Annotated in this window: 25 protein-coding genes; all 25 read left to right on the top strand. The window is 71.8% G+C overall.

Annotated features, from left to right (window positions below; genetic code table 11):
• Nucleotides 1-4 precede the first annotated feature (4 nt).
• The 25 genes from ACFQ8T_RS04455 to ACFQ8T_RS04335 all read left to right on the top strand — a co-directional run bounded on the left by ACFQ8T_RS04455 (nucleotide 5) and on the right by ACFQ8T_RS04335 (nucleotide 24,172).
• Nucleotides 5-805, top strand: coding sequence for a hypothetical protein (locus ACFQ8T_RS04455; RefSeq protein ID WP_430545346.1), 801 nt, complete (start codon nucleotides 5-7; stop codon nucleotides 803-805).
• Nucleotides 802-2,199 (top strand): CpaF family protein, encoded by a 1,398-nt coding sequence (locus ACFQ8T_RS04450; RefSeq protein WP_430545345.1) that lies wholly within the window; start codon nucleotides 802-804, stop codon nucleotides 2,197-2,199. The genes ACFQ8T_RS04455 and ACFQ8T_RS04450 overlap by 4 nt, the downstream gene beginning before the upstream one ends.
• Nucleotides 2,199-3,080: a type II secretion system F family protein gene (locus tag ACFQ8T_RS04445; protein ID WP_430545608.1), complete on the top strand. Its 882-nt coding sequence runs from the start codon at nucleotides 2,199-2,201 to the stop codon at nucleotides 3,078-3,080. Before ACFQ8T_RS04450 ends, ACFQ8T_RS04445 begins: the two co-directional genes overlap by 1 nt.
• Entirely contained in the window at nucleotides 3,077-3,985 is a 909-nt protein-coding gene (locus ACFQ8T_RS04440) for a type II secretion system F family protein (protein WP_430545344.1), read from the top strand. Before ACFQ8T_RS04445 ends, ACFQ8T_RS04440 begins: the two co-directional genes overlap by 4 nt.
• Nucleotides 3,986-4,057: 72 nt before the next feature.
• Entirely contained in the window at nucleotides 4,058-4,243 is a 186-nt protein-coding gene (locus ACFQ8T_RS04435) for a hypothetical protein (RefSeq protein ID WP_430545343.1), read from the top strand.
• Entirely contained in the window at nucleotides 4,212-4,655 is a 444-nt protein-coding gene (locus ACFQ8T_RS04430) for a TadE/TadG family type IV pilus assembly protein (RefSeq protein WP_430545342.1), read from the top strand. The genes ACFQ8T_RS04435 and ACFQ8T_RS04430 overlap by 32 nt, the downstream gene beginning before the upstream one ends.
• Nucleotides 4,652-5,116 (top strand): TadE/TadG family type IV pilus assembly protein, encoded by a 465-nt coding sequence (locus ACFQ8T_RS04425; protein WP_430545341.1) that lies wholly within the window; start codon nucleotides 4,652-4,654, stop codon nucleotides 5,114-5,116. Before ACFQ8T_RS04430 ends, ACFQ8T_RS04425 begins: the two co-directional genes overlap by 4 nt.
• Nucleotides 5,113-5,574 (top strand): TadE/TadG family type IV pilus assembly protein, encoded by a 462-nt coding sequence (locus ACFQ8T_RS04420; protein ID WP_430545340.1) that lies wholly within the window; start codon nucleotides 5,113-5,115, stop codon nucleotides 5,572-5,574. The genes ACFQ8T_RS04425 and ACFQ8T_RS04420 overlap by 4 nt, the downstream gene beginning before the upstream one ends.
• Nucleotides 5,571-8,792, top strand: coding sequence for a LysM peptidoglycan-binding domain-containing protein (locus tag ACFQ8T_RS04415; RefSeq protein WP_430545339.1), 3,222 nt, complete (start codon nucleotides 5,571-5,573; stop codon nucleotides 8,790-8,792). The genes ACFQ8T_RS04420 and ACFQ8T_RS04415 overlap by 4 nt, the downstream gene beginning before the upstream one ends.
• Before the next feature lie 69 nt (nucleotides 8,793-8,861).
• Entirely contained in the window at nucleotides 8,862-9,758 is an 897-nt protein-coding gene (locus ACFQ8T_RS04410; protein WP_430545338.1) for a hypothetical protein, read from the top strand.
• 121 nt (nucleotides 9,759-9,879) lie between these two features.
• Nucleotides 9,880-10,794, top strand: coding sequence for a bifunctional DNA primase/polymerase (locus tag ACFQ8T_RS04405; protein WP_430545337.1), 915 nt, complete (start codon nucleotides 9,880-9,882; stop codon nucleotides 10,792-10,794).
• Between the two features lie 346 nt (nucleotides 10,795-11,140).
• Nucleotides 11,141-11,971 carry a hypothetical protein gene (locus tag ACFQ8T_RS04400; protein WP_430545336.1) on the top strand — a complete coding sequence of 277 codons (831 nt, stop codon included), beginning with the start codon at nucleotides 11,141-11,143 and terminating at the stop codon, nucleotides 11,969-11,971.
• Nucleotides 11,964-12,968, top strand: a complete 1,005-nt coding sequence (locus ACFQ8T_RS04395; RefSeq protein WP_430545335.1) for a ParB N-terminal domain-containing protein — start codon at nucleotides 11,964-11,966, stop codon at nucleotides 12,966-12,968. The genes ACFQ8T_RS04400 and ACFQ8T_RS04395 overlap by 8 nt, the downstream gene beginning before the upstream one ends.
• 11 nt (nucleotides 12,969-12,979) lie before the next feature.
• Nucleotides 12,980-13,672 carry a hypothetical protein gene (locus ACFQ8T_RS04390; RefSeq protein WP_430545334.1) on the top strand — a complete coding sequence of 231 codons (693 nt, stop codon included), beginning with the start codon at nucleotides 12,980-12,982 and terminating at the stop codon, nucleotides 13,670-13,672.
• A 10-nt stretch (nucleotides 13,673-13,682) separates the two neighbouring features.
• A complete protein-coding gene (locus ACFQ8T_RS04385) occupies nucleotides 13,683-14,870 on the top strand; it encodes a M23 family metallopeptidase (RefSeq protein WP_430545333.1) in 1,188 nt (395 codons plus the stop codon).
• Nucleotides 14,867-15,172, top strand: a complete 306-nt coding sequence (locus tag ACFQ8T_RS04380; RefSeq protein WP_430545332.1) for a DUF6112 family protein — start codon at nucleotides 14,867-14,869, stop codon at nucleotides 15,170-15,172. Before ACFQ8T_RS04385 ends, ACFQ8T_RS04380 begins: the two co-directional genes overlap by 4 nt.
• A 38-nt stretch (nucleotides 15,173-15,210) precedes the next feature.
• Nucleotides 15,211-15,525 (top strand): DUF6112 family protein, encoded by a 315-nt coding sequence (locus tag ACFQ8T_RS04375; RefSeq protein ID WP_430545331.1) that lies wholly within the window; start codon nucleotides 15,211-15,213, stop codon nucleotides 15,523-15,525.
• A gap of 1 nt (nucleotide 15,526) precedes the next feature.
• Nucleotides 15,527-16,831 (top strand): conjugal transfer protein TrbL, encoded by a 1,305-nt coding sequence (locus tag ACFQ8T_RS04370; protein ID WP_430545330.1) that lies wholly within the window; start codon nucleotides 15,527-15,529, stop codon nucleotides 16,829-16,831.
• A complete protein-coding gene (locus ACFQ8T_RS04365; protein ID WP_430545329.1) occupies nucleotides 16,828-18,282 on the top strand; it encodes an SCO6880 family protein in 1,455 nt (484 codons plus the stop codon). The genes ACFQ8T_RS04370 and ACFQ8T_RS04365 overlap by 4 nt, the downstream gene beginning before the upstream one ends.
• A gap of 140 nt (nucleotides 18,283-18,422) precedes the next feature.
• Nucleotides 18,423-18,656, top strand: a complete 234-nt coding sequence (locus ACFQ8T_RS04360; RefSeq protein ID WP_430545328.1) for a hypothetical protein — start codon at nucleotides 18,423-18,425, stop codon at nucleotides 18,654-18,656.
• A gap of 166 nt (nucleotides 18,657-18,822) precedes the next feature.
• Nucleotides 18,823-19,278, top strand: a complete 456-nt coding sequence (locus ACFQ8T_RS04355; protein ID WP_430545327.1) for a hypothetical protein — start codon at nucleotides 18,823-18,825, stop codon at nucleotides 19,276-19,278.
• On the top strand, nucleotides 19,275-20,753 hold the full coding sequence (locus tag ACFQ8T_RS04350) for an ATP-binding protein (protein WP_430545326.1): 1,479 nt from the start codon (nucleotides 19,275-19,277) through the stop codon (nucleotides 20,751-20,753). Before ACFQ8T_RS04355 ends, ACFQ8T_RS04350 begins: the two co-directional genes overlap by 4 nt.
• A 49-nt stretch (nucleotides 20,754-20,802) precedes the next feature.
• Nucleotides 20,803-21,876 (top strand): ArdC-like ssDNA-binding domain-containing protein, encoded by a 1,074-nt coding sequence (locus ACFQ8T_RS04345; protein WP_430545325.1) that lies wholly within the window; start codon nucleotides 20,803-20,805, stop codon nucleotides 21,874-21,876.
• Entirely contained in the window at nucleotides 21,873-22,412 is a 540-nt protein-coding gene (locus ACFQ8T_RS04340; protein ID WP_430545324.1) for a hypothetical protein, read from the top strand. Before ACFQ8T_RS04345 ends, ACFQ8T_RS04340 begins: the two co-directional genes overlap by 4 nt.
• Complete coding sequence (locus tag ACFQ8T_RS04335) at nucleotides 22,409-24,172, top strand: TraM recognition domain-containing protein (RefSeq protein ID WP_430545323.1); 1,764 nt, start codon at nucleotides 22,409-22,411, stop codon at nucleotides 24,170-24,172. Before ACFQ8T_RS04340 ends, ACFQ8T_RS04335 begins: the two co-directional genes overlap by 4 nt.
• Nucleotides 24,173-24,220 lie beyond the last annotated feature (48 nt).

Here is a 24,220-nt window from a genome sequence, read left to right as displayed (position 1 = left end):
CCCGATGGCGGTGATCGCCCTGTGCTCGGCCACCGGCTCGCCGGGGGTGACGACGACGACGGTCGGCCTGGCGACGGTCTGGCCACGGCCGGTGCTGCTGATCGAGGCGGATCCCTCAGGCAGCAACGGACTATTGGCCGGCTTCCTGCGCGGTGCCCGCGAGTACGAGTCCGGACTGCTCGAGCTCGCCTCGTCACCACTTCCGGTCGCCGATGCTCTCCGCGACGTCGTTCGCCCCATCGAGGGAACCACCGTGAGCTACCTCGTCGGAGTGCAGTCACCCGCCCAGGCGGGCGGGCTGCACGACCTGTGGGCCCCGCTGGCGGAGGCACTCGCCGACCTCGAGCGCGGCGGCCAGGACGTCCTGATCGACGCCGGCCGTCTCGGCCTCACCGGCTCGCCCGACCACCTCCTCGCCTGGGCGGACCTGACGCTTCTGGTCACGCGCACCACCCTGCCCGCCCTCGCCGGGGCCCGGCCCCGGGCCGAGGATCTGCGCGCCCCCGCCGGCCAGTGGCGCCAGCCCGGCCTGATGCTGATCGGTGAAGGGCAGCCGTACCGGGCCAAGGAAGTCACCAGGGCGCTCGGCCTGCCTGTCGTCGCGTCGATCGTCGACGACCCGGCCGGCGCCGCGGTCTACCACCGAGGCGCGACGCCGCCACGCCGGTTCTCCTCCGACCCCTTGTCCCGGAGCCTGCACGCCGCGGTCGCGGCGATGACCACCGCGGTGGCACGGCACCGTGACGAGCTCACCAGCGACGTCACCGGAACCACCGGACCGAAGTCAATGGGCGGTGCGGCATGACCACTGTCGACCCCATCCGCACCGCGAGAGCGGCAATCTCCGTCGACGACGTCGACTGGCAGCTCGTCGCGCAGCTGCGGTCCCGCGCTTCGAACCAGCTGTCCGAGGCCGTGAGCGAGCACGGGACCCTGACCAAGGGCGACCAGGAGGAGCTCGGTCGCACCATCATCCTCGACCTCGTCGAAGCTGCTCTCGCCGACCGCATCGACGCCGGCCTACCGGTGTGGACGCTACCGCAGCAGCAGGCGTTGGCGAGAGCGACCTTCGACGCTCTGTTCCGCCTCGGCCGGCTCCAGCCGCTGGTGGACGACGACCGGGTCGAGAACATCATGATCACCGGGCACGACAATGTGCTGCTTGAGCTGGCCGACGGGACCGTCCTCACCGCGCCCCCGGTGGCGGACTCCGACGAGGACCTCATCGAGTTCCTCGTCTTCCTCGCCTCCCGCTCCGAGGTCAACGCCCGCGAGTTCTCCGAAGCACACCCCACCTTGCACCTGCGCCTGGACGGTGGCGCGCGGCTCGCGGCGAACGCCTGGGTGTGCCCCCGCCCTCAGATCAACATCCGGCGCCACCGCCTGGTCGAGGTCACTCTCGACGACCTCGTCAAGCTCGGGATGCTCACCCCGGTTGCGGCGTCGTTCCTCGTCGCGGCCGTGCGGGCGCGCAAGTCCATCGTGGTCTCCGGAGCGCAGGGCGCCGGGAAGACGACTCTCGTGCGGGCGCTGTGCGCGCAGATCGACCCGTGGGAACCGATCGGCACCTTCGAGACCGAGTACGAGCTGCACCTGCACGAGCTGACCGACCGGCACCGGATCGTGCGCGCCTGGGAGGCCCGCCCCGGCACCGGTGAGATCGGACCCGACGGGCGCCGGCCAGGAGAGTTCACCCTCGACGAGGCCCTCGTCGACTCCTTCCGCTTCAACCTCTCCCGCCAGATCGTCGGCGAGGTCCGGGGCAAGGAGATCTGGGCGATGATCAAGGCGATGGAGTCCGGCACCGGCTCCTTGTCCACCACGCACGCCTCGGGAGCCGTGGCCGCGATCCGCAAGCTCGTCACCTGCGCAATGGAGGCCGGCCGCCACGTCACCCAGGAGCTCGCGACCTCGAAGCTCGCCGCCACGGTGGACCTCGTCGTCCACCTCGACCTGTCGGCCACCAGCAGCCCCGGCGGCGACCTCGAGCGGACCCGGCGGATCGCCGAGATCGTCGCCGTCGCGCCGGGCGAGCGGGAGACCGGGTACGCGACCACCCACATCTTCACCTCTCGTGCCGGCGGCGACGCCGTCCCCGGTGTCCTGCCCGACGACTACCGGGTGTTGGCCGACGTCGGCTTCGACCTGCCCGGCTACCTCGCCGCCCAACACCGCGCCGAACACGGGGAGGCGAGGTGATGCTGCCGATCGTCATGGTCTTCGGCGCCCTGATCGGCGTCGGGCTCATCGCCATCGTCGTCGGGCTGATCCCCAGCCCACCGCCGACCCCGCGCGCTTCGACGGCTGCCCGTCGAGGCCTGGCCCCCCGGACTCGGCTGATGCTCGTCGCCGGCCTCGGCGGCGGACTCCTCGCGTGGTGGGCCACCGGCTGGGTGCTGGCCGTGATCGCGGTCCCCGCCGCGGTACTCGGCCTGCCCGCACTGATGTCCACCACCAGCGCGAAAGCCCAGATCGCACGCCTGGAAGCGATGGAGGAATGGACCCGCTCCCTCGCCGGAGTGCTCACCGTCGGCATAGGCCTCGAGCAGGCGATCATCGTCTCGATGCGCTCGGCCCCCGAGCCGATCGCCCCACAGCTGACGCGCCTGACCGCCCGGCTGCGGGCCCGCTGGCGTACCGAGGACGCTCTGCGCGCGTTCGCGGACGAGCTCGGCGACGCGACCGGCGACCTGATCGCCGCCAACCTCATCCTCGCGGCCCGCAAACGCGGCACCGGCCTCGCCTCCGTCCTCGAAGGACTGGCCGAATCAGTCGCCGAAGACGTCCGAGCTCGCCGCCAGGTCGAGGCCGACCGCGCCAAGCCACGCGCCACCGCACGCTGGGTCACGGCCATCTCCGCCAGTGTCCTGGTCGTGCTGTCCCTGGCCAGCACGTACACCCAGAACTACCGGACCCCCGTCGGCCAGCTGGTCCTCGTCCTCCTCCTGGCCGCGTACGTCGCGACGCTGGTGTGGATGAAGCGCATGGCCGCCGGCAAGCCGTGGCCCCGCATCCTGATCCCGACCGCCGACGGCACCCCGGCCGCGGCTGCCTCCACGACGTCTGGGGCCCGGCCATGACGTCGTCCCTGGTGCTCGTGATGGCACTGGCCGCTGCGACGGGGCTCAGCGTCGTCCTCCTGGTCGCCCGCCTGCGGCCAGGTCACGTCGACGTCACGGACGCCTTCGAGCGCATCACCCCGGCGCGCAACCGAGCCAGGCGCACGATGACCGGCAGCGGAGAGCTCGCCGGCAAGGAGCGGCTCGGCGTGTGGGCGATGCGCACCCTGCCGCCGTCGCTGTGGGTACGCACCCCGGTGCGCGAGCTCGCGCTGCTGCGCATCCCGTTGACGCGGTTCTACGCCGACAAGCTGATCTTCGCCGCGCTCGGGCTGGCGATCCCGCCATTCCTCGGCGCGGTGTTCCTCCTGCTCGGGATCGACCTGCCCGTGGCGATCCCTGCCGTAGCGGGCCTCGGGCTGGCCGCCGTGATGTTCTTCCTCGCGAACTACAACGCGCTCGACGACGCGAAGAAGGCACGCGCCGAGTTCCGCCGCGCCCTGTCCGCCTACATCGACCTGGTCGCGACCGAACGACACAACGGCGCGGGCACCCGGCAGGCCATGGAGACCGCCGCCGAGGTCGGCAACTCCTGGGTCTTCACCCGCCTCGCCGAGGAGCTCCGCCGCTCCCGCTGGTCAGGTACCCCACCTTGGGACGCCTTGCGATCGCTCGCCGACGAGCTCGGGCTACCCGAGCTCGCAGACTTCGCCGACATCATGCGCCTGTCCGGCGCCGAAGGTGCCGGCGTCTACACGAACCTGCGCGCCCGGTCCGCCGCGATGCGCACCGCCATGCTCGGGGACGAACTCGCCGAGGCCAACGCCATCGGCGAACGCATGTCCATCCCGGGCTCCGTCCTCGGGGTCGTGTTCATGGCACTCCTGCTCACCCCCGCCGTGCTCGGCATGCTGCAGAGCACCTGACTAGGAAGGAGGAACCTCCCATCACCCGCGACACCAGTTCCTCGGGGAACACGTCATGAAGGGACTGCTCCCATGCCTCACCTCATCGCCGCCCTGACCATCCTGCGCGCTCACCTGGCCCGCCCTGACGACGAGTCCGACCGCGGCTCGGTCACGATCGAGCACGTGCTGTGGGCCGTCGCCGTCATCGCCATCGTCGCCATCGTCGTCGCCGCGATCACGAGCTATGTCACCAGCCAAGCCGGCAAGATCACCTGACCGCCGGGCTCCCCGGCACGCCGGCCCGCGACAGCGACGTCGGACGGACGAGCGCGGCTCCGCATCGGTCCAGCTCGTCGTCCTGCTGCCTGCGCTCGTTGCCATCGTCTTCCTCGCCCTGCAGGGAGCGCTCTTCGTCCACGGCCGGTCGGTCGCCATCGCCGCCGCTGCCGAAGGTGCCCGAGCCGCCGGCACGCTGCACGCCACCACCCAGATCGGTCAGGCCGCAGCCGCGGACTTCGTCGCCGACGTCGGCGGCGACGCGCTCAACGACGTCGCCGTGAGTGGGCAGAGCACGACCACCACCGCCACGATCACCGTGACCGGTCGATCGATGTCCGTCATCCCCGGCTGGCGGCCGGTGGTCAGCCAGTCCGCCAGTGTCCCGGTCGAACGGCTCACCGCACCATGACCGGCTCCAGGCGTCGATGCCACGTCTCGCGGGGATGGCTCGAGGACGGCGAACGCGGCTCGGCCGCCATCGAGGCGGTCATCGGAGTTCCGGCCTTCGTGCTGTTCGTGGGCCTGGTCATCGTCGGCGGTCGGATCGCCATCGCCCATCAGGCCGTCCAAGCCGTCGCCGCAGACGCCGCCCGCGCCGCGTCCATCGCCCGCACCGTCGACGACGCGCAAGCCGCCGCAGCCCAGGGGATGAGCGCCGGACTGGCCAACCAGGAACTACGGTGCGCCGCCACCCACCTGACCCTCGACACCACAGGCCTGGCCAGCCCGCCCGGAGTCGCGGGCACCGTGACGGCGACCGTTTCGTGCACGGTTGACCTCGCCGACGTCTCCGTGCCCGGCGTCCCTGGTGCGCACACCGTCATCGCGACGATGACGAGCCCCGTCGATGCCTGGAGGGCCGACCCATGAGCCTCACGCGCCGCCGGCGCAGCCTCAAACGTGGCACGACGTGTGCCCGGCAGGTCGAGCGCGGCTCGGTGAGCACCTGGCTCGTCCTTGCCTCGTTCGCGATGGTCATCGTGGTCGGCCTCGCCGTCGACATCTCTGGTCAGGTGCACGCCCAGCAACGCGCTCGCGACGTCGCCGCGCAGGCTGCCCGCACGGGCGGTCAGTACCTCGACTCCGCCGCCGTGCAAGGCCGATACCCCTCGATCGATGTCGGGCAGGCTCGGGCCGCAGCACAGGACTACCTCGCCGCCACCGGGGTCAGCGGCACAGTCACGGTGACCGGCGGGACAACGATCCGCGTCGACGTCAGCGACACCTACGACCCGCTGTTCCTCGGCGTCATCGGCATCCACGACCTCACCGTCACCGGGGACGCCACTGCCCGCGTCATCCGCACCATGGGAGACGACGAAACATGAGCACCCCGACGACGCCCGACGCTCGGCAGCGACTCGCAGGTGCGGCGGCCACCCTCGGCCTCCTTGCCCTCGTGATCGGCGTCCCGCTTGCCCTCATCGCACTCGACCTGAGCCCCGCCCGGATCGCTGCCCACCCGATCTGGACCAACCTGCTCGCGCCCGACGACGGCACGCTGCTCTGGGTCGCGTTCGGCGTGCTGGGCTGGATCGTCTGGGCCGTCCTCGCCGGCCTGGTCGTCCTCGAGGTGGTGTCCGAGCTGCGCGGCGTCCACGCACCTGACATCCGCCGCCTTGCAGGACCCCAGCGCGCAGCCCGCACCATGATCGCGTGGGCATCACTGCTGTTCGTCGCCGCACCAGCAACCGGCTCGCTCGTCAGCGCACCGGCCGCGGCCGACGAGCTGCCGGCCGTCCTCACGACCGCGCCGATCCGACCTACCACCGTCGCCCCACCGCGAGCAGCGGCGCCCACGGCCCGAACGGGGTCCCCGGCCGCGAAAGTGGCGACGCCCACAGGCCTCGAGCCGCGCGCACCCGTGGCCGGAACGACCCCCTACCAAGTCACTCGGGGCGACAGCCTATGGCGGATCGCCGACAAGATGCTCGGTGATCCCCTGCGCTACACCGAGATCGCCGAGCTCAACAAGGACCTCCTCGGCGACAACCCCGACTTCATCGCCCCGCCCATGGTCCTGCTCATCCCGGACGACAACCACGGCGGCGCCACGCCAGACGATGCGGAAGCGGACTCGAGCACCTACACCGTGCAGCCGGGCGACACTCTCTCCCAGATCGCGCTCGAGGAGCTCGATGACCCGAACCGATACCCCGACATCGTCGAGGCGTCGCACACCGTGCAGCCCGACGGCGAGCGCCTCACCGACCCCGACCTCATCCTGCCCGGATGGAAGCTGACCATCCCCGACGAAGACTCCGCCCCACCCGCCAACCACCAGCCCCACACTGTCACCACGCACGACCGGAAGCTCGGCGAGAGCGCTGCCGACAAGGGCCCGAGCACAGATCACGCTGAGCCCTTCACGGAGCCGATCCCCACACGCGCTGGGGACACTTCAGTACCCCACGGCCAACTTCCGACTCGCGCTCCCGCCGCGGACAAGCACCTGCCCACGCCCACCGCCAACAGCACCCCTGACGCGGGCGACACGTCGGCTCCGGCGTGGCTGGTGCCGGGTCTCGCCGGTGCCGGGGCACTCCTCGCGGGCGCCGTCTTCCTGACGATCCGCGCCCACCGACGGTCGCAGCTACGCTTCCGCACTCCCGGGATGCTCATCGGCCCCGAGCCCGCCGCGACCATGCCCGTCGTTCGCACGAGCCGGGTCGTGGGCGGCCCGAAGGCACCCAGGATCCAGGCGCTCGACGCCTTGTTGCGCTCCCTGGCCTCGGCGTTCGCCGAACCGTCCGGCTACCCGCCGCTGCTCGCCGTCGAGCTGTCGGCCGAGACGGCGACCCTGCACCTGGCCGACGATGCCGAGCTCGGCGCACCGTGGACCGGCGCGGGCACCCGCTGGACCGCACCCCTCGACACCAGTGTCGAGAGCACGGACGATGTCGCGCCGTACCCGATGCTTGTGTCGATCGGTGCCGACGACGCAGGCGTGGCGTGGCTGCTCAACCTGGATCGGTTCGGCGTGCTGACCGTCGCCGGCGAGGCCGAGGCGACGCAGCGGTTCGGCCGGCACCTGGCCGCCGAGCTGGCCCTGTCACCGTGGTCCACCCTGGTCCAGGTCCATGCGCTCGGGTTCGGCGACGAGCTCGCCGACCTCGACGAGTTCCGGCTCGTCTCCTACGCGGCCGGCGACGCCCGCGCGCTCGACGCGGCCACCCGGTCGGCGGTGGCCTCGGACGGCGACGACCCCGAGGAACTGCACGTCGTGGTCATTGCCTCGGGGGCCGCCCCCGCAGAGGGCGTTACCCGGCTCGCCGAGGTCATCGCAGCGCACGCGTCACGGCCGGGCGCGGTCGTCGTCACGCTCACCGATCCGGCCACGGCTTCGGCGGTGATCATCAAGGTCGACGACGAGCGCCTGCGGGTCCCCACCCTCGGCATCGACCTCCGCGCGCCCGGGCTGAGCGAGCCCGAGGCCGCGGCGGTCGCCGAGATCGTCCGCGCCACCCAGAGTCGAGTGAACGTGCCCGTGCCGGTTGATGTCACGATCACCGAGGGATACAGGGCGTTCATCAACCAGACCGGCGCGCTGCGCGAGCCGCTGGTCGACGAGCGTCCCGCGCCTGACGTGGAAGCCGGGCCGACGTCGCTGCTGCCTAAGCCTGCCACGGCCTACGTGGAAGCCGCGGCCACCACCGAGCAGGACGTCGCCGCGCTTGCCCCGCCCGTACCGCCGTCGACCACCGACACCGTGCTCGCCTCCGACCCGACGCTCGACGCCGACCTCGAGCTGTGGCGCCTGGGCGACAAGTGCCCGGTTCCGCGCGTCATGCTCCTGGGCAGACTCCGCGCTACCGCGCACGGCGTCAGCCAGGAAGTTTCCGAGCGCAAGCACCACTACATCGAGCTCATGACGTACCTGTGGGCCCGACCGCATGGGGTCCCCTCGGCCACGCTGTCCGACGAGTTCGGGTACACGCGCGAACGCGCCCGCGTCGACGTCAGCCACCTGCGCAAGTACCTCGGCGTCGATCCACGCACAGGCGAGGAGTACCTGCCTACAGCCCCGAGCACCCGCGAGCGCAGCGAGAACGGCTGGACTGGGTACACGCTGCACGGCGTGCTGTTCGACGTCGACCTATTCCGCCGCCTGCGCGCCCGCGCCCAAGCGCGTGGCACCGACGGCCTGCCCGACCTGGTCGCCGCTCTCCGGCTGGTGCGCGGCGAGCCGTTCGCCGACCTGCGCGCCGATTCCTGGACGTGGATGTTCGAAGGCGAACGCTTCGACCAGGAGTTCGCCGCCGCGATCACCGACGTCGCCCACCTCGTCGCCACCCGCTCCATGAAGGACGGCGAACTGCCCACCGCACGCCGCGCCGCCGAGATCGCGCTCAGCGCCTCCCCATACGACGAGACCGCCCGGCTCGATCTCGCGAGGATCGCCGAACTCGAAGGCAACCACGCCGAGGCAGCGCAGATCAGAGGTGAGGGGATTTTCCAACGCACCGACGACTACCGCCCGCCGCTCGATCCGTCCGAACGTACGCAGAGGATCGACGCAGCCCGAAGACGAGGTTCCAAGCTGTAGCGGGTCGATCGGAATGATTCACCCACCGTGGACTACGCGACGCGGTCGCAGCCGCGTAGCGTCCCGGGCATGGCACTCCTGATGACTATGTCGCTGGCGAGCGCGCCAACGAGCACCACGGCGAGCACGGGTTTCGACTGGACGGCGGTCGGTGGGTTGGCGGCGGCTGTGACGGGTATCGTCGCTATCCGGACCCTCGTCCACGCCGCCAACGACAGCCGAGAGCGCAGCCGCCCGGTGATCGTGGCCGAGTACCGAATCCCCGAGAGGGCGTACAAGCGCATGGACCTCGTGGTGCGCAATGCTGGCCCCTCGGTCGCGCGTGACATAGATGTCACGTTTGATCCGTCGCTGGGCACCCTTCCTCTGATGAAATCTGGACCGGAACTCCGGGAGGCCATTGTCGTGCGCTACGGGCGGCGCATCGACAGCCTCGGGCCTGGCCACGAACTGACGAACATAGTGTCGGTGGACCTCGCTGCCCAGGGGGAGAGCGACCTCCCGCTCGACGTCACGGTGACCGTGTCGTATCGGCGGAGCCGGCGTCGTAGATACGAGGAGAAGTACCGGCTCGATGCGGTCATGTACGCGCAGCACTCCTTCTCGACGCAGTCGGACTCACCGCTCGGGCAGTTGACGGCGATCCGCCAGGAATGCAGAAGCTCACCGGCTCATCCCGAGGGAAGAACTCCCTCGCGGAGATTCAGCAGGAGTTGCAGGCCATCACGACGGAGTTGCAGAAGCGGAACGAGGACGACGCCACGGCTCACAACTAACCGGCACGGCCAGCCACACCGGCCAGCGCCCGCGCGAGCCCTTCGGAGCAATCTCGCGTGCCACGGTGACATAGAAAGGCCCGGCACCCTGGGGTGCGAGGTCCTGGACCGTCCGCAAGCGACAGTGCGTACGGGGTGGCGCAGCGAGTCGGGTGTCGCCGCCCACCAAGGCTGGTGCCAGCCTTCTTGAAACGATTCCCCGTACGCACTCTGACCTGGGCGAATGTCAGAACAGTTGGTGCGTACGGGGTACGTACGGGGTGGTGCACCCCGTACGTTTCCGGTAACGCACCCGGCGCAGCGTGGCGCGCATGGAACGCTCTACCGCTCCCGTGGGCTCGACGCAGGCGACACTCATCGCGGCGTCGTCCACGCCGTCTCTCGGGCAGGCAGCGCTCGCCTACGCACGGGCGGGTGCTGCAGTGTTCCCTTGCCGGCTGGCGGGGAAGGCGCCGCTGACGCGGCGTGGCTTCCACGATGCCTCGCGCGACCTGCGGCAGGTGACCGCGTGGTGGCGCCGCTGGCCGGAGGCGAACATCGGCCTGCCGACCGGCGCCGCGTCCGGGGTGGATGTCGTCGACATCGACGCGCACGACGGCGGCAGCGGGTTCGCCGGGTTCGAGCGCGCCCGACAGGCGGGCCTCGTGGGGTCGTGGGCGTGGGTGGTACGCACACCGTCGGGCGGCGTCCACGCCTACTTCCCGCACGAGCCCGAGCAGCGGTCGTGGACTCTCGCGACGGCGCACGTCGACTTCCGCGGCGACGGCGGGTATGTCGTCGTCCCGCCGTCCCGGGTCCGAACGGCGGACGGCGTCGTGCGCGAGTACGAGGTGATCGTCGTCGCTCACCGCTCCCCCGCGCCGGTGGACGCTGCCGCGCTGCGGGACCTGCTGTCGCCGCCGCGCCGCGAACCCGCGCCGGGCGGCGCCGCGCCCGTAGTGAACGCCTCGCCGCAGCACCTGGCCGAGTGGGTGGCCTCGCGCCCGGAGGGCGGCCGCAACGGGGGGCTGTTCTGGGCGGCGTGCCGGATGGTCGAGGACGGTTTCGACCGCGTCTCGGTGCTCGGGCTGCTCGGCGATGCGGCCGAGCGTGCCGGGCTCGGCGCCCAGGAGACGGCCGCGACGATCCGCTCGGCATTTCGCCGCACTGGTCCGCGTGAACCGGCTGCCCGTCGACGCGGCCACTCACGTGCCCCGTCACGGTCGACCGAGGCGGTGACCCGATGAACCCCGACGACGACCACATGCAGCACGACGACGAGCGTCACCCACCTTCCCCGCCCACGAAGTGGTCTCAAGACCATCGGCCGATCGCCAGCGACGAGGCACCCACCGGGGTCCCCGACGGCGGTGGCGGCGAGGCCGAGTCGAGGCCGGAGGTGCCGTGGGTGCGGCCGTCCGAGCTGCCGATGGTCGTGGTCGCTCCGGCGCTCGGCAAGGTCGTCGAGCGGAGCCTGGCGGCGCAGTCGAGGGCGACCCGGCCCGTCGTCCTCGCGCCAGCCGTCGTTGCGCATGCGGCCTCGCGGCGGGTGCGGGCCCGTCGGGCGACTCAGCGGGCGAAGGGACTGGACCGATGAGCACCCCGCGGTTCACGTGCGCGGCCGGTCTGCGACGGATGCTGATCGAGCTGCACCGCTGCCCGGCGGGGTGGGACGGGCCGGAAGCCCAGGAACTGCTGAGCCACTGCGCCGAGCGGTACCGGGGCCTGGCACGCAAGTACGGGCAGACGGGCGAGGACGCTGCCACGACCGCCTACGAGGCGCTCACCGCGCCGGCGACGCGCTGGGCGCGGGACCCGTGGGGCGTGGTGACCCAGGCGGTGCAGCGCACGTTGCAGGCCGAGCACCGGGCGAACGGCCTGTTGTGCGGGGTCGAGCAGGCTCGGCACCTGATGCATGAGCCGCTGTTCGACGCGAAGCGGTTTGCCGAACACGTCTCGGTCGAACGCGAGCTCACGGCCTGCGGCGCCCACGTCGAGGACTCCCTCGAGACCACCATCGGCGTCGAGCCGGTCTCGGCGCGGTTCGTGCCGACGGCCTCGGCACTGGCCGACGCGGTGAGGGTGTTCTCGTTCTGCGGCTGGCCGGCCGACGTCGCGTGGGGCGCACTGGAGCTGATCTGTTCGCGCCTCGTCGAGGCCGGGCAGCGGCGCCGCGCGTTCGAGTACCTGCGCCGCCACCGGGAGGGGTGGGCGCACCTGGACCTGAGCCAGGAGCAGTGGACGCGGGTACTCACCGTAGTGCTCGGGGCGCCAAACCCGGACCTTGCCGCGACGGACCTCGGCCGGGGGCTGCTGTGGCGGCTGGTCGTCGGCCAGTCGCGCGAGGAGATCTGCTGCGACACGCGCGTGACGCGTGCCCTGGCGAGGTCCGCGCCGCTGTGCCTGGAGGTGCGGCATGCCTGAGGCGAAGGACTACCTCGGCGCAGAGCGCCTGGTCTCCTCGATCACCGTCGGGATCCGCCACCGCGTCGAGCTCGGTGACCTGACGGCGCTCATGGCGTCGATCGAGCGGGTCGGCCTACTCCAGCCGATCACCGTCACTCCGGACGGTGTGCTCGTGTGCGGGCGGCGGCGCCTGGAGGCGATCACCCGGCTCGGCTGGACGAGCGTGAAGGTCTGGGTGCGGGCCGGGATCTCCGACCCCTTGTCCGGGCTGCTCGCCCAACAGGACGAGAACGCGCTGCACAAGCCCCTCGCCCCGACCGAGGCCGCCAGGCTCTACCGAGAGCTGAAGACGGTCCTGGCCGAAGACGCACGCCGTCGGCAGAAGGCCTCTCGCTTCGGCGGGAACGGCGACGTCGGGGAAGAGAACGGTGGTGAGGACTCCTCACCACCGCGTAGCGACTCCTCGCGCACCCGCTTCCGCGCCGCCGTGATGGTGACCGGATCCGGTTCCTTCCAGCGGATGGAGCAGATCGGCCACATCCAGGACGTCATCGACGACGAGTCCTACCCGCTGGAGGTCCGCCGTCTCGCCGAGGCCGAACTGGACAAGATCAACGACGGCGGCCCGGTCGACCCCGCGTACCGGGCGGTGATGGAAGCGGTCGAGCTCCGCGCAATCGTTTCGGAGCCGGGCAACGAGGCCGACCTCGAGGATGAGCCGACGCCGGAGGAGATCGCCCAGCTGAGCGCGAAGGCGTTTGCTAGGGCCAAGGAGGAACGCAAGCGGCGCGTAGAGCTGCTGTCCTCGCACCGCGTCCCGCAGGCGCCGGTGAAGCGGTCGGTCACAGCGCTGGTGATGTCGTGGACGGACCTGGACGGCTGGACCCAGCACTACGACGCGGCCGAGGTCGCGGCCAAGCTCTCCGAGGCCGACTGGGAGATGCTCGAGCGGACCGTCGCCGAGTCCACTCGCTTCGTCGACCTCGTCCGTGCTGCCCGCGCGGGCGCGGCGTGAGGAGGCCGGCGATGCGTCCCGTCTCGTGGTCCGCCGCCCGGCCGCTGCATCGCGTGCGCACGGTGCTCGGCGTCGTGCTGGTGATCGCGGCAGTCGCGTTCGCCGTCTACATGCTCCTCGCACGCCACGACTCCCCCGCCGCGTTGCCCACGGACACCACGACCCGGCCAGGTTCGACGGCCTCGGCCGACGTCCCACCCTCGCCCGCGCCGACGTCGAGCGAGCTTGCACCGATCGCGACAACGACGGACGAGGTCATCTTCGTGACCGAAGTCGCGCACGCCCTGTTCGAGTGGGACACGACAGGCCCATACACGCTCGCCGACCACAAGGGCCGCCTGCTGGCCGTGGCCGACCCGAGCGGCGTCGACTCCCCCGGCCTGGTCGCGGACCTCGACGGCTACCTGCCCAGCAAGCAGGCCTGGGACTTCCTCGCCGACTACGAGACCCGGCAGTGGATCGCCATCGCCGACGTCGTCGTCCCGGACCAGTGGGCCGACGCCGTCGCGGGCGCGGGCGACGACGTGGCTCCTGGAATGACGGCGCTGACCGTCACCGGGGTCAGGCACCGGGCCGGCGTCTGGGAGTCGAGTCCGGCCAGCGATGCGTTCGACGTCGCGTTCACCGCCGTCGTCGCCTGCGAGCCGGCTTTCCCGCGGTGCTACCTGCTGCGCCTGTCCCGCCTCGATGAGCCGCTGCGGTGAGGAGCCGGTGATGAAGCGACTGATCCTCGCCGGTGCCGCGGCCGCCGTGGTAGTCGCACCCCTGAGCGCGGTGCCGCTGGTCGCGCTGACCGTCGCCCCCGGCGCGACGGCGTCCTGCCTCGCACCGGGCCTCGTCGTCGGGCAGGTTCCCGACCATCTCGACGTCACGACGGCCGAGGGCACGTCCGTGCGCCTTGGCCGGGCCCAGCTCGCGCACGCGGCGACGATCATCTCTGTCGGCTCCGGGATCGACGGGGTCGGCCGCGAGGGCCTGATGGTCGCGCTCATGGCGGCCCTGACCGAGTCCCGCCTGCTGATGTACGCGAACACGGCCGCCTACCCCGAGTCGGCGTCGTTCCCGCACGACGCGGACGGCTCCGATCACGACTCGCTCGGGATCTTCCAGATGCGCCCAGCGGCCGGGTGGGGCACTGTCGCCGACCTGATGGACCCCGAGTATCAGGCGAGGGCGTTCTTCGGCGGGCCATCTGGGCCCAACGGCGGCTCCCCGCGCGGCCTGCTCGACATCCCCGGCTGGGCATCGCTGCCCAAGGGCGCCGCGGCGCAGGCCGTGGAGGTGTCCGCCTACCCCGCCCGGTACGCCGTCTGGGAGCCGGCCGCCCGGCAGATCCTCGCCGCGCTCACCTCCGGGCAAGCCGCGCCTTCGCCGGGGACGACTTCCCCCGCCCCCGGCGACGCCCTCCCCTCTGTGACGACCACGGTGTTTCCGCTTCCGGTCGGGACCTGGACACGCACCAGCGGGTACGGGATGCGCCGCAACCCAGTGCTCGGAGTCCGTCGGCTGCACGCCGGCGTCGACCTCGCCGCCCCGGCCGACACCGCGGTGCTCGCGACGGCGGCCGGACAGGTCGCGTACGCCGGGAGCAGCGGAGGGCTGGGCAACCACGTCGTGTTGGAGCACCGGGTCGACGGGCGCGTCGTGGCGTCGGTCTACGGGCACCTGCGCGATGGCGGCATCCACGTCCGCGCGGGCGACCTCGTCACCGCCGGGCAGCACATCGGCGACGTGGGGTCGACCGGCAACTCCACCGGCCCGCACCTGCACTTCGAGATCCGGCCCGGCGGCGCGGCCAGTGCCGCCGTCGACCCCGGCACGTGGCTAGCCACCACCGAGAAGTCGGGGGACGTCGCGGTAGCTGCCCCCGCACCGGCCCGGTGCCCGGCGGTGACGTCATGACCGCCGTCGCGATCGCCGTCACCGGCGCCGTCACTGCCGCCATCGGGCCGGACTTCGGTGCCGTGACCGCCTCGGGCGAGCTGACCCGGATCATCGGCGCGCTGCTCACTGTCACGCTCGTCGTCGCCGTCGGAGCCCTGGTGGTCTGCGCGGTCACGTGGGCGCTCACCGCCTCCAGCGGCCACTGGCACACCGCGATGCGCGCCCGCACCGGCGCGTGGGTGGCACTCGGCGCCGCGGCGCTGGCCGGCGCCGGGCTCGCCTGGGCGAACTTCCTCCTCGACGTCGGGGCTGGCATCTAGGCCCGCCCCGCCCCCACCCATGGATGCGGAGACCAGTCATGGACATCAACGGCGTCGGCGTCTTCGTTGCCCAGGTCGCAGCCCAGATCGACATCGCCCCGAACAGCGACGGGCTGCCCGGGATCGCACAGCTGCGCACGATCGTCGGCGCCGTCATGACCGTCGGCCTGATCCTCGCGGTCCTCGCCCTGATCGTCGCGGCGATCGTGTGGGCGATGGGCGCCAACTCCTCCAACCCGCACCTGGCCGGCCGCGGGAAGACCGGCGTGCTCGTCGCGCTCGGCACCGCGATCCTGTGCGGCGGCGCGGTCACGCTCATCAACTTCTTCTGGGACGTCGGTCAGGCGGTCTGACATGGGCGCCTGTGACCTGCCGGTCCTGAACGCGGTCTGTGACACCGTCGGCGAGGGCGTGGCGACGGCGGTCATCGCCCCGTTCCGTTGGCTCGCCGACGCCGCGGTCGCCGCCGCCGGCTGGACCGTCGACATCATGTGGTCGGCGTTCGAGACCACGACGTTCGTCGACATCACCAGCGGCCAGTTCACCGCGATCTACAACATCGTCTTCGGCATCGCGGTCTTCGTGATGCTGATCTTCTTCCTCGTCCAGCTCATCGGCGCTGTCGTCCGCCGCGAACCGGCGGCGCTGTCCCGCGCCGTGGTCGGGCTCGGCAAGGGCATCATCGGCTCGTTCATCGCCCTCGGCCTGCTGGCCGCGGCCCTGGAGATCACCGACCGGCTGTGCCTGGGCCTCGTCGCCGCCGCGGGCACGACCGTCGAGGAGATGGGCGGGCGAGTCTCCTCGCTGACCGCGGGTCTCGCGCTGTCGGGCGCGGGTGGACCCGTGATGCCGATCCTCGTCGTCATCGCCCTGGCGGGGCTGACGGTCGCGGCGGCGTTCGTCGTGTGGATCTCGCTGCTCGTGCGTAAGTCCCTGCTGCTGGTCGCGGTCGTGCTCGCACCGATCGCGTTCGCTGGCGCCACGTGGGACGCCGCACGCGGCTGGGCGGCCCGCTGGGGCGCGTTCGTCCTCGCGCTGATTGCGTCCAAGCTCGTGGTCGTCGTGATCTTCCTGCTCGCCACCACCCAGGTCTCCGCTCCCATCTCCGCCGACCTGCAGTCCTTCGCCGACCCGATGGCAGGCGTCGTGCTGATGATGGTCGCTGGGTTCGCGCCCTACCTGACCTACAGGTTCATCGGCTTCATGGGCATCGACACGCACCAGGCCACGGGTGCCGAGCAGGAGACCAAGCACGCTCTTGACCGGCCGATGCCCACACCTCACCGCGCCCCGCCGCGACGGGCGCCGTCGAAGGTGCTCGACGACGAACAGCCCGCACCCAGCGTCCGCAACGAGAACGCGCCGACCCCGCCCGGGGGCGGGAACCCTGGCGGTTCGCCCGCGTCGCCCCCTCGAGGTGGAAAGCCTGCACCGGCCGGCGCGGGAGCTGTTGCCTCGGGTGGCGGCGCGACGACCGGCTCGAGCGCGGGCGCGGCTGGTGGAGGCGCGACGGCGGGTGCGGGTGCAGCAACAGGCGGCGTGGCCGCGGGTGCTGCCGCCGTCACCGGCGAAGCCGCCAAGGCCGGCGCGGCGACCGGCCGGTTCGTCGCGGGATATGCCGCGCAACAGGACGAGAGGGCGCGGGGCGAAGGCTCATGACTGCTCACCGAGACGAGGCCGGCCTTGAGCCGGTGAAGTTCTCCCGCCTGGCCAAACGCGGCGTGCTGCTCGGACTGTCGGCGCCGCAGCTCGCCGTCGTCGCCGTCGCGGCGGCGACGTTCGTCGCCACGCTCTACCTCGGGCAGGCCGCCGTCCTGTTCGCGGCCCCGGTCGTCGTCGTGTGCGCGGCGCTGGTGTGGGTGAAGGTCGCCGGTCGACCCCTGGTCGAATGGATGCCTCTCGCCAGCCGCTGGCAGGCCCGCGCCGCGACCGGGCAGCTCGAGTTCCGGGCCCGTATCGGCAAGCCCCGCCCCGCCGGGACCCTCGCCCTGCCCGGAGACGCTGCCCGGCTGCGTCAGTGGGTCGACGCCGACACCGGCGCTGTCTACGTCCACGACCCTCATGGCGGGACCCTCACCGCCGTCCTCGAGGTCTCCCATCCCGCGTTCATCCTGCTCGACCCCGCCGACCAGACCCGCCGAACCACGGGCTGGTCCCGCGTGCTGGCCACTGCATGCCGGTCCGGTCGCGTCGCGTGTCTGCAGGTGCTCGAACGCACGTTGCCCGACTCCGGCAAGGGCCTCGGCGACTGGTGGACCAGCCACGGATGCGTCGACGGCTCCTTCGTCTCGGCCATCTACGCCGACCTGATCCGCCGCGCCGGTCCCACCGGCGAACGTCACGCGACCACGATCTCCGTCGCCCTCGACCTGTCGGCCGCGGGCCGCGCGATCCGCGTAGCAGGCGGCGGGATGTCGGGGACCGTCGCCGTGCTGCGGCAAGAGGTCGAGACTCTCACCGCGGCGCTGCGCGCCGCCGACCTCTCGCCGTCCGACCCCATCGACCCTGGCGAGCTGGCGCTCGTCCTGCGCTCGGCATACGACCCCACCCGCGCCGCCGCCCTGGAACGCCACGGCGGCCTCGGCCGCGAGCTGGCCACCGCCGGCCCCGTGTCGGTCACCGAGGCCTGGGGGCACCTGCGCTCCGACTCCGCCCACCACGCGGTGTTGTGGATCTCCGAGTGGCCCAGGTCCCTGGTCTACCCCGACTTCCTCCACCCGGTCCTCCTGGCGTCCGGGGTGCGGCGCACGTTCTCATTGCTGTTCACGCCTGTGCGCGCCGACGTCGCCGCTCGCGACATCCGCAGGAAGAAGACCGAGTACATCTCCGATGCCGCCCAACGCGCCCGCATCGGCCAGATCGAGGACGCCGCCCAGAGCGCTGAGTACGCCGACGTCCTCCAACAAGAGGCCGACCTCACCTCCGGCCACGGCATCCTGCGCGCCGTCGGCCTCATCTCCGTCAGCGCGCCGTCGCCGGACGAACTCGAGCGCGCCGTGGCCGCCATCGAGCAGGCCGCGATCCAGGGCTCCTGCGAGACCAGGCGCCTATGGGGCCAGCAGGCTCAGGCATTCGCGGCGGCAGCGCTGCCCCTGTGCCGGCCCACGTAGCCTTTCCGAGCACCCTCTCGCGTGACGGCGACCAGCGTCCCGCCCTACGATCCTCTCGAACACTAGTTCGAGCGCAGGAGGATGTGTTGACTGGAGATGGCCGACGGATCCTCAGCGACCGCGGTATCGAGATGGTGCCCATGCGCGACCTCGCGCACGACGCACCCAGGGAGCAACGCGTCGGGCAGAGGATCATCGAGCCGTCGGACCCGATCCCCGTGAAGGTCTGGATCGAAGCGCGACAGTCCGGGAGCCACGAGTGCGACGGTGACGCCATCGGCTGGACCGAACGGCAAGTGCATGTGCGCTACATCTCGATCCACGGCAGGGAAGGCTTCGCCTGGGTCTGGGCGAACGCCGTCACCCGTCGCTGACGTCAACCGGCTCCCGATCCGGATCCGCCCCTGACGCCGTCCTCAACTTCGTCGCGCTCTGGCGACAACCCGCCTTGGCTCTGCCATAGGGCGGCCCGCTGCCCGTCTTCGATCGTGGAGTATGTCGCGCACCTGCCGGATGCACCTGCCTGCGAGGAGGCCCGCCATGCCAGCCCCGGACTACGACCGCCCCGTGACGTCCGCTGACGACGCCGCCGAGCACTTGCGTGCCCTGGTCCACGCGACGCGCTGGTTCGACGACCCGGGCGACACCTACTGGGTGACCGCCGACGTCCTCGTGATCGCCCGCCGTCTGCAGTCCGTGCTGGTCAACGTCGCCTCCGCGCACATGCATCACCGCGAGCTTGCACGCACCGACGACGGCAACCAGTTCGAGGGCCGCAATCACGCTTATGACGCGGCGATGACCCTGCGCAAGGCGTCGCTGCTGCTCGAGAGGGCCGAGGGCCTGATCGACGAGGCGCAGTCGCACTCCGGACGGATCGCCTGGCGCGGGGCCGAACCCGACGGCGTCGAACGCGAGCCTCGGGGCCCGCGGGCCAGAGTCGTCGACATGCGCGGCAAACGCGCCCGCCGCCAGCAGCCCGGCCGGACCTTGTGAACCGCGAGCGGCTGCACACCGCCGTCCTGATCGCCCCGGCCGGCGAACGCCGCCGCCTGCGCAAGGCTCGCCGCCTGGCCGCGGCCCGGATCGCCGCTGACGACCGTGCCGCACGCGTCGCGGCAGCCCGAGCGCGCCGCGCGGCAGAGTTGGCCGAACGTCGCGCCACCGTGCTCCTGCCGAAGGCCGGCGAACCCGGACCTGCGGCGTTGCGAACCCCCGGGAGGTTCCTCCTGCCTAAACACCAGGACACCTCCGCCACCTGGTGCGGCGCCTACCCGTTCCTCGCCGAAGGCGGGCTCGGGGCCGACGGCATGTTCGTCGGGCAGGACCTGTACTCAGGGTCCGCGTTCGTCTTCGACCCGTGGGTGCTGTACGCGCGCGGGCTGATCACCGCGCCCAACGTCGTCGTCGCCGGCATTGTCGGGTCGGGCAAGTCGTCCCTGGCCAAGTCGCTGTGCACGCGGTCCGTCCCGTTCGGACGGCGCGTGTACGTGCCGTGCGATCCGAAGGGCGAATGGACACCGGTCGCCCAAGCCGTCGGCGGGCAGGCCATCGCGCTGGGTCACGGCCAGCCCACCCGGCTCAATCCGCTCGACGAAGGCCACCGCCGCACCGACATCGACGACGCCACCTGGACCGCGCAGCTCGCCGCCCGTCGCCGCGACCTGCTCGGGGCCCTCGCGGAGACCGTCCTGGACCGGCACCTGTCCCCGCTGGAGCACACGGCGATCGACGTCGCCCTGAACGACGTCGTCCGTACCTCCGACGTGCCCGTCCTCCCGATGGTCGTCGACCGGCTCCTTGCCCCCGACCGGCGCGACGACATCGACGGCCGCCTCGCCGAAGATGGACGCCTGCCCGGGCACGCACTGCGCCGCCTGGTGGCGGGCGACCTGGCCGGGATGTTCGACGGCCCTTCGACGGTCAGGTTCGACCCGACCCTGCCGATGGTCACCCTCGACCTCTCGGCCGTCGCGGAGAACAGCACTGCGATCTCGCTGCTGATGACCTGCGCTTCTGCTTGGATGGAGTCCGCGTTGCTCGACCCGTCGGGTGGGCAGCGGTGGGTCGTCTACGACGAGGCGTGGCGGCTCATGTCCCACCCCGCGCTGCTGCGCCGCATGGACGCCCAGTGGCGCCTCGCACGCTGGTTCGGCATCGCGAACATGCTCATCTTCCACAAGCTGTCCGACCTCGAGAACGTCGGAGACTCCGGCTCCGCCATGCGCGCGCTGGCCACCTCACTCCTCGCGAACGCCGAGACCCGCGTCATCTACCGCCAGGAGTCTGACCAGCTCGGCTCCACCGCCGCCGCACTCGGCCTCACCCGCACCGAACGCGGCCTGCTGCCCACCCTCGATACCGGGCAAGGGCTCTGGCACATCCGCGAACGCTCCTTCGTCGTCCAGCACCAGCTCCACCCCGCCGAAGCCGAACTGTTCGACACCTCTGCCCGCCTCACCGGGGTGTGAGCGGCGGTACCAGCACACCTACCGAGTGTCCCAACGCTGGAGGTGCGAGATGGGTCGCTGGAACGCCGATGTCGAAGCTGCCGCCGCGACGCGCGAGCGCAAGATCGACGAGGCGCACGAACGCCTCGCCGACGCTGTGGAGGCGATGGCGGCCGACGGCGGGTTCCGGCGGGCGATCGAGTTCGCGGCGCGGTTCCGCACCCGGTCGTTCAACAACTGCGTCCTGATCGCCGTCCAGCATGCCGAGGCGTTTGAGGCCGGCCGGGTGCCCACACCTCAGCCGACGTACGTCGCGGGGTATCGGCAGTGGCAGCGGCTGGGCCGACAGGTCACGAAGGGCCAGTCGGGGTACGTGATCCTCGCGCCGTTGACCGCGAGGTACGCAACCGACAACCCCGCCGTCGGGCCATGGCGGCTGCTCACCCGCGGTGAGCAGCCCGCGCCTGGAGAGGTCGTGCGCGCACGCCTCAAGGGCACCAAGCCCGCCTACGTGTGGGACGTGAGCCAGACCGAGGGTGACCCGATCCCCGAACCGCCCATGCCGCAGCTCCTGGAGGGCGCGGCCCCGGCGGGCTTGTGGGATGGGCTGGCCTCGCAAGTGGTCGATGACGGTTTCGCGCTGCTCTCTGTACCGACGGCGGCCGGGATCGGTGGGGCGAACGGCCAGACCGACTTCCTCGCCAGAACGGTGACCGTGCGCGGCGACCTGGACGACGCGGCACGGGTCAAGACGCTCGCGCACGAGCTCGGGCACGTGCGCCTCCACGCCCCGGACGCGGCCGACGCCCAGGCGCACCGGGGCGTGATCGAGGTAGAGGCCGAGACCATTGCCCTGATGATCGGGGCCGCGCACGGCATGGACACCTCCACGTTCTCTGTGCCGTACGTGACGAGCTGGGCCAGCACCGTCCGGGACAAGTCGGTGTTCGACGTCGTGACCTCGACGGCCGAACGTGCGCGCAAGGCCGCCGTCGCGGTCCTTGACCGGCTCGAGACTCGCCAGATCGGTGACGGCGAACCGCCCGGCCTGGGAGCGGCCCGCGGCGACCCTCCACGCACGCGCGAGGCTCCCAGGTCCGCCCGACGAGCGGCATCCTCTCGATCGACGGCGGTGACACGGTGAAGCACGACGACCCGCAGACCGACCTGCCCAGCGTGCACATCGCCTACCGGCCGGACTGGACCCCCGACGTCACGGTGGCCGACAAGCCGTACAAGCTGCCCGAGCCGCCGGTCCCGATCAACGTCCGTGACCCGCGAGACGTCGGCCGGCTGGTCGCGCTCGACCTCGGCCAGGCCGTGCACGTGATAGCGGTCAACCCCGAAGGCGGCATGTACACGGAGATCTGCGAGGCCGAACCCATCCCTCCCGCGACCGGGCCGGAGCCGACAGCGCCATCGACATCGGTCCCTGAGCCGACGTCACACGCCGAGTTCCCGCTCGGGGTCGTCGGGCGAGGGTTCCTGCCTGGAGAGCAGGTGTGCGTCGCAGTCGTCGTGGCCGCGCGCGACGCCGACGACGACGGCCGCGCGACGCTGCCGCTACCCGCCCCGTTGCTCGAGCGGCTCCCTTCCGCCGTCGTGCTGCTCGGCCGCACCTCGGGGACCGTGGTCGTGCACGACCCCGCCATCGACGCTCTCGCGGCAGGCGTGGCGTGAGCGCGTCGGCGTCCTCCCACGGCGGGGACGAACTGACCAATCTGGGGCTGATCTTGCTGATCTCCGGCGTCGTGCTCGCTGCAGTGCTGCGCGTGGCAGGCCACCTCGCCGCGCTGATGTCCCACGTCGAGGCTCCGACGTCGGGCCTGGCCGCCGGGGTCAAGGTCCTGATCACGCCCGCCGACCCTGCGACTGCGCTCGGCGCGCCCGGTCTGAGCCCGGTCCCGTACTGGGCGGTGGTCGGTGCGCTGTTGGCCGTGCTCGGTGCGGGAGCATTCGCCGTCTGGCGCGTGTTCCGGCGCGAGACGACCAAGACGCCCCGCGATCCGCACCAGCTCGCGGGAACTGCCACGGGCCGCGACGTCGCCAATGCCGCCTCCACCCGCGCTCTGCTCGCCCGCTCGGGCACGCTGCGGCCCTCGCTGACCAAGCCCGCACCGTCCGACGTCGGCTACCTCCTCGGAACCGCCAGAGGCAAGAAGGTATGGGCGTCGGTCGAGGACTCCGTGCTCGTGCTCGGCCCACCCCGCTCGGGCAAGGGCCTGCACCTGGTCATCAACTCGATCCTCGATGCCCCCGGCCCGGTCATCACGACCTCGACCCGGCCCGACAACCTCACCGCCACCATGAAGGCGCGGGAGCGGCGCGGCCCGGTGGCTGTGTTCGACCCGCAGCACCTTGCGGAAGGCCTGCCCTCCGGGCTGCGTTGGTCGCCCGTGCGGGGGTGCGAGAACCCGTTGACCGCGATGATTCGCGCCACCGGGTTCAGCTCCGCCACCGGGCTGTCCACCGGCGGGGTCGAGTCCGGCGGGTTCTGGGAGGGCAAGACCCGCACCGCCCTTCAGGCGCTGCTGCACGCCGCCGCGCTCGGGCAGTGCACCCCCAGGGACCTGTTCGCCTGGTCCCTGTCGCCGTCCGCCGCCGCCGACGCCGTCGCGATCCTGTCCTCCAACCCCCGCGCCGCGCCCGGCTGGGCCGAGTCACTGGAGTCGACGATCGGGTCCGACCCACGCACGCGGGACTCGATCTGGATGGGCGTCTCCCTCGCGCTGACGTGCCTGGCCGACCCACGGGTCCTGGACGCCGTCACCCCGCGCGACGGCGAGTCGTTCGACCCCGCCGAGTTCCTGCGCTCCGACGGCACGCTCTACCTGCTGTCCACCGGGGCAGGCGCGTCGGCGTCGTGGTCGCTGGTCGCGGCCTTCATCGAGGACCTCGTCGAGACCTCCCGAACCCTGGCCGCCGCATCAGCAGGTGCGCGCCTGGACCCGCCGCTGCTGCTCGCTCTCGACGAGATCGGCAACCTGTCGCCCTTACCGTCCCTGCCCGTGCTCATGGCCGAGGGAGGCGGCACCGGGATCACGACCATGCCCGTGCTGCAGTCGTTGTCCCAGGCGCGCGCGAAGTGGGGCGACCACAACGCCGGCGCAATCTGGGACGCGTCCATCGTCAAGGTCGTCCTCGGCGGCGCGTCCGTCGCCAAGGACCTCCAGGACGTCTCCGCCCTGATCGGCGAGCGCGACGATGTCACCGACAACGTCTCGGTCGGCGACGGGTCGCGCTCCGTCCAGCGATCCGTGCGCCGCGTGCCCGTCATGCCGCCGGAGACCATCCGCATGCTCCCCTTCGGCACCGCGCTGGTGCTCCTGCGGTCGGCTCCCTCGGTCGTCACAGACCTGCGCGCCTGGACCAAGCGGCCCGACGCCGCCCGGCTCGCCACCGAGCGCGGCGCTGTCGAGCAGTGCCTGCGGCGCGGCTGACAGACCACCCACCTCGGACGCGCTCGTGACCCGTCCGCTCGATGCCGT

The sequence above is a fragment of the Isoptericola sp. NPDC056618 genome, assembly GCF_042792715.1.
GTDB classification, from domain to species: Bacteria; Actinomycetota; Actinomycetes; order Actinomycetales; family Cellulomonadaceae; genus Isoptericola; species Isoptericola nanjingensis.
The sequence above is the reverse complement of the archived record's forward strand: the minus strand, read 5'-3'. Positions and strand labels throughout refer to the sequence as shown.

Coding starts and splice junctions, on each gene's coding strand:
- ACFQ8T_RS04385 (WP_430545333.1), top strand. CDS start 13,683: ATGAAGCGACTGATCCTCGCCGGTGCCGCGGCCGCCGTGGTAGTCGCA.
- ACFQ8T_RS04405 (WP_430545337.1), top strand. CDS start 9,880: ATGGAACGCTCTACCGCTCCCGTGGGCTCGACGCAGGCGACACTCATC.
- ACFQ8T_RS04440 (WP_430545344.1), top strand. CDS start 3,077: ATGACGTCGTCCCTGGTGCTCGTGATGGCACTGGCCGCTGCGACGGGG.
- ACFQ8T_RS04365 (WP_430545329.1), top strand. CDS start 16,828: ATGACTGCTCACCGAGACGAGGCCGGCCTTGAGCCGGTGAAGTTCTCC.
- ACFQ8T_RS04375 (WP_430545331.1), top strand. CDS start 15,211: ATGGACATCAACGGCGTCGGCGTCTTCGTTGCCCAGGTCGCAGCCCAG.
- ACFQ8T_RS04435 (WP_430545343.1), top strand. CDS start 4,058: ATGCCTCACCTCATCGCCGCCCTGACCATCCTGCGCGCTCACCTGGCC.
- ACFQ8T_RS04420 (WP_430545340.1), top strand. CDS start 5,113: ATGAGCCTCACGCGCCGCCGGCGCAGCCTCAAACGTGGCACGACGTGT.
- ACFQ8T_RS04425 (WP_430545341.1), top strand. CDS start 4,652: ATGACCGGCTCCAGGCGTCGATGCCACGTCTCGCGGGGATGGCTCGAG.
- ACFQ8T_RS04355 (WP_430545327.1), top strand. CDS start 18,823: ATGCCAGCCCCGGACTACGACCGCCCCGTGACGTCCGCTGACGACGCC.
- ACFQ8T_RS04450 (WP_430545345.1), top strand. CDS start 802: ATGACCACTGTCGACCCCATCCGCACCGCGAGAGCGGCAATCTCCGTC.
- ACFQ8T_RS04380 (WP_430545332.1), top strand. CDS start 14,867: ATGACCGCCGTCGCGATCGCCGTCACCGGCGCCGTCACTGCCGCCATC.
- ACFQ8T_RS04390 (WP_430545334.1), top strand. CDS start 12,980: ATGCGTCCCGTCTCGTGGTCCGCCGCCCGGCCGCTGCATCGCGTGCGC.
- ACFQ8T_RS04415 (WP_430545339.1), top strand. CDS start 5,571: ATGAGCACCCCGACGACGCCCGACGCTCGGCAGCGACTCGCAGGTGCG.
- ACFQ8T_RS04400 (WP_430545336.1), top strand. CDS start 11,141: ATGAGCACCCCGCGGTTCACGTGCGCGGCCGGTCTGCGACGGATGCTG.
- ACFQ8T_RS04395 (WP_430545335.1), top strand. CDS start 11,964: ATGCCTGAGGCGAAGGACTACCTCGGCGCAGAGCGCCTGGTCTCCTCG.
- ACFQ8T_RS04370 (WP_430545330.1), top strand. CDS start 15,527: ATGGGCGCCTGTGACCTGCCGGTCCTGAACGCGGTCTGTGACACCGTC.
- ACFQ8T_RS04430 (WP_430545342.1), top strand. CDS start 4,212: ATGTCACCAGCCAAGCCGGCAAGATCACCTGACCGCCGGGCTCCCCGG.
- ACFQ8T_RS04445 (WP_430545608.1), top strand. CDS start 2,199: ATGCTGCCGATCGTCATGGTCTTCGGCGCCCTGATCGGCGTCGGGCTC.
- ACFQ8T_RS04410 (WP_430545338.1), top strand. CDS start 8,862: ATGGCACTCCTGATGACTATGTCGCTGGCGAGCGCGCCAACGAGCACC.
- ACFQ8T_RS04360 (WP_430545328.1), top strand. CDS start 18,423: ATGCGCGACCTCGCGCACGACGCACCCAGGGAGCAACGCGTCGGGCAG.
- ACFQ8T_RS04455 (WP_430545346.1), top strand. CDS start 5: ATGGCGGTGATCGCCCTGTGCTCGGCCACCGGCTCGCCGGGGGTGACG.
- ACFQ8T_RS04345 (WP_430545325.1), top strand. CDS start 20,803: ATGGGTCGCTGGAACGCCGATGTCGAAGCTGCCGCCGCGACGCGCGAG.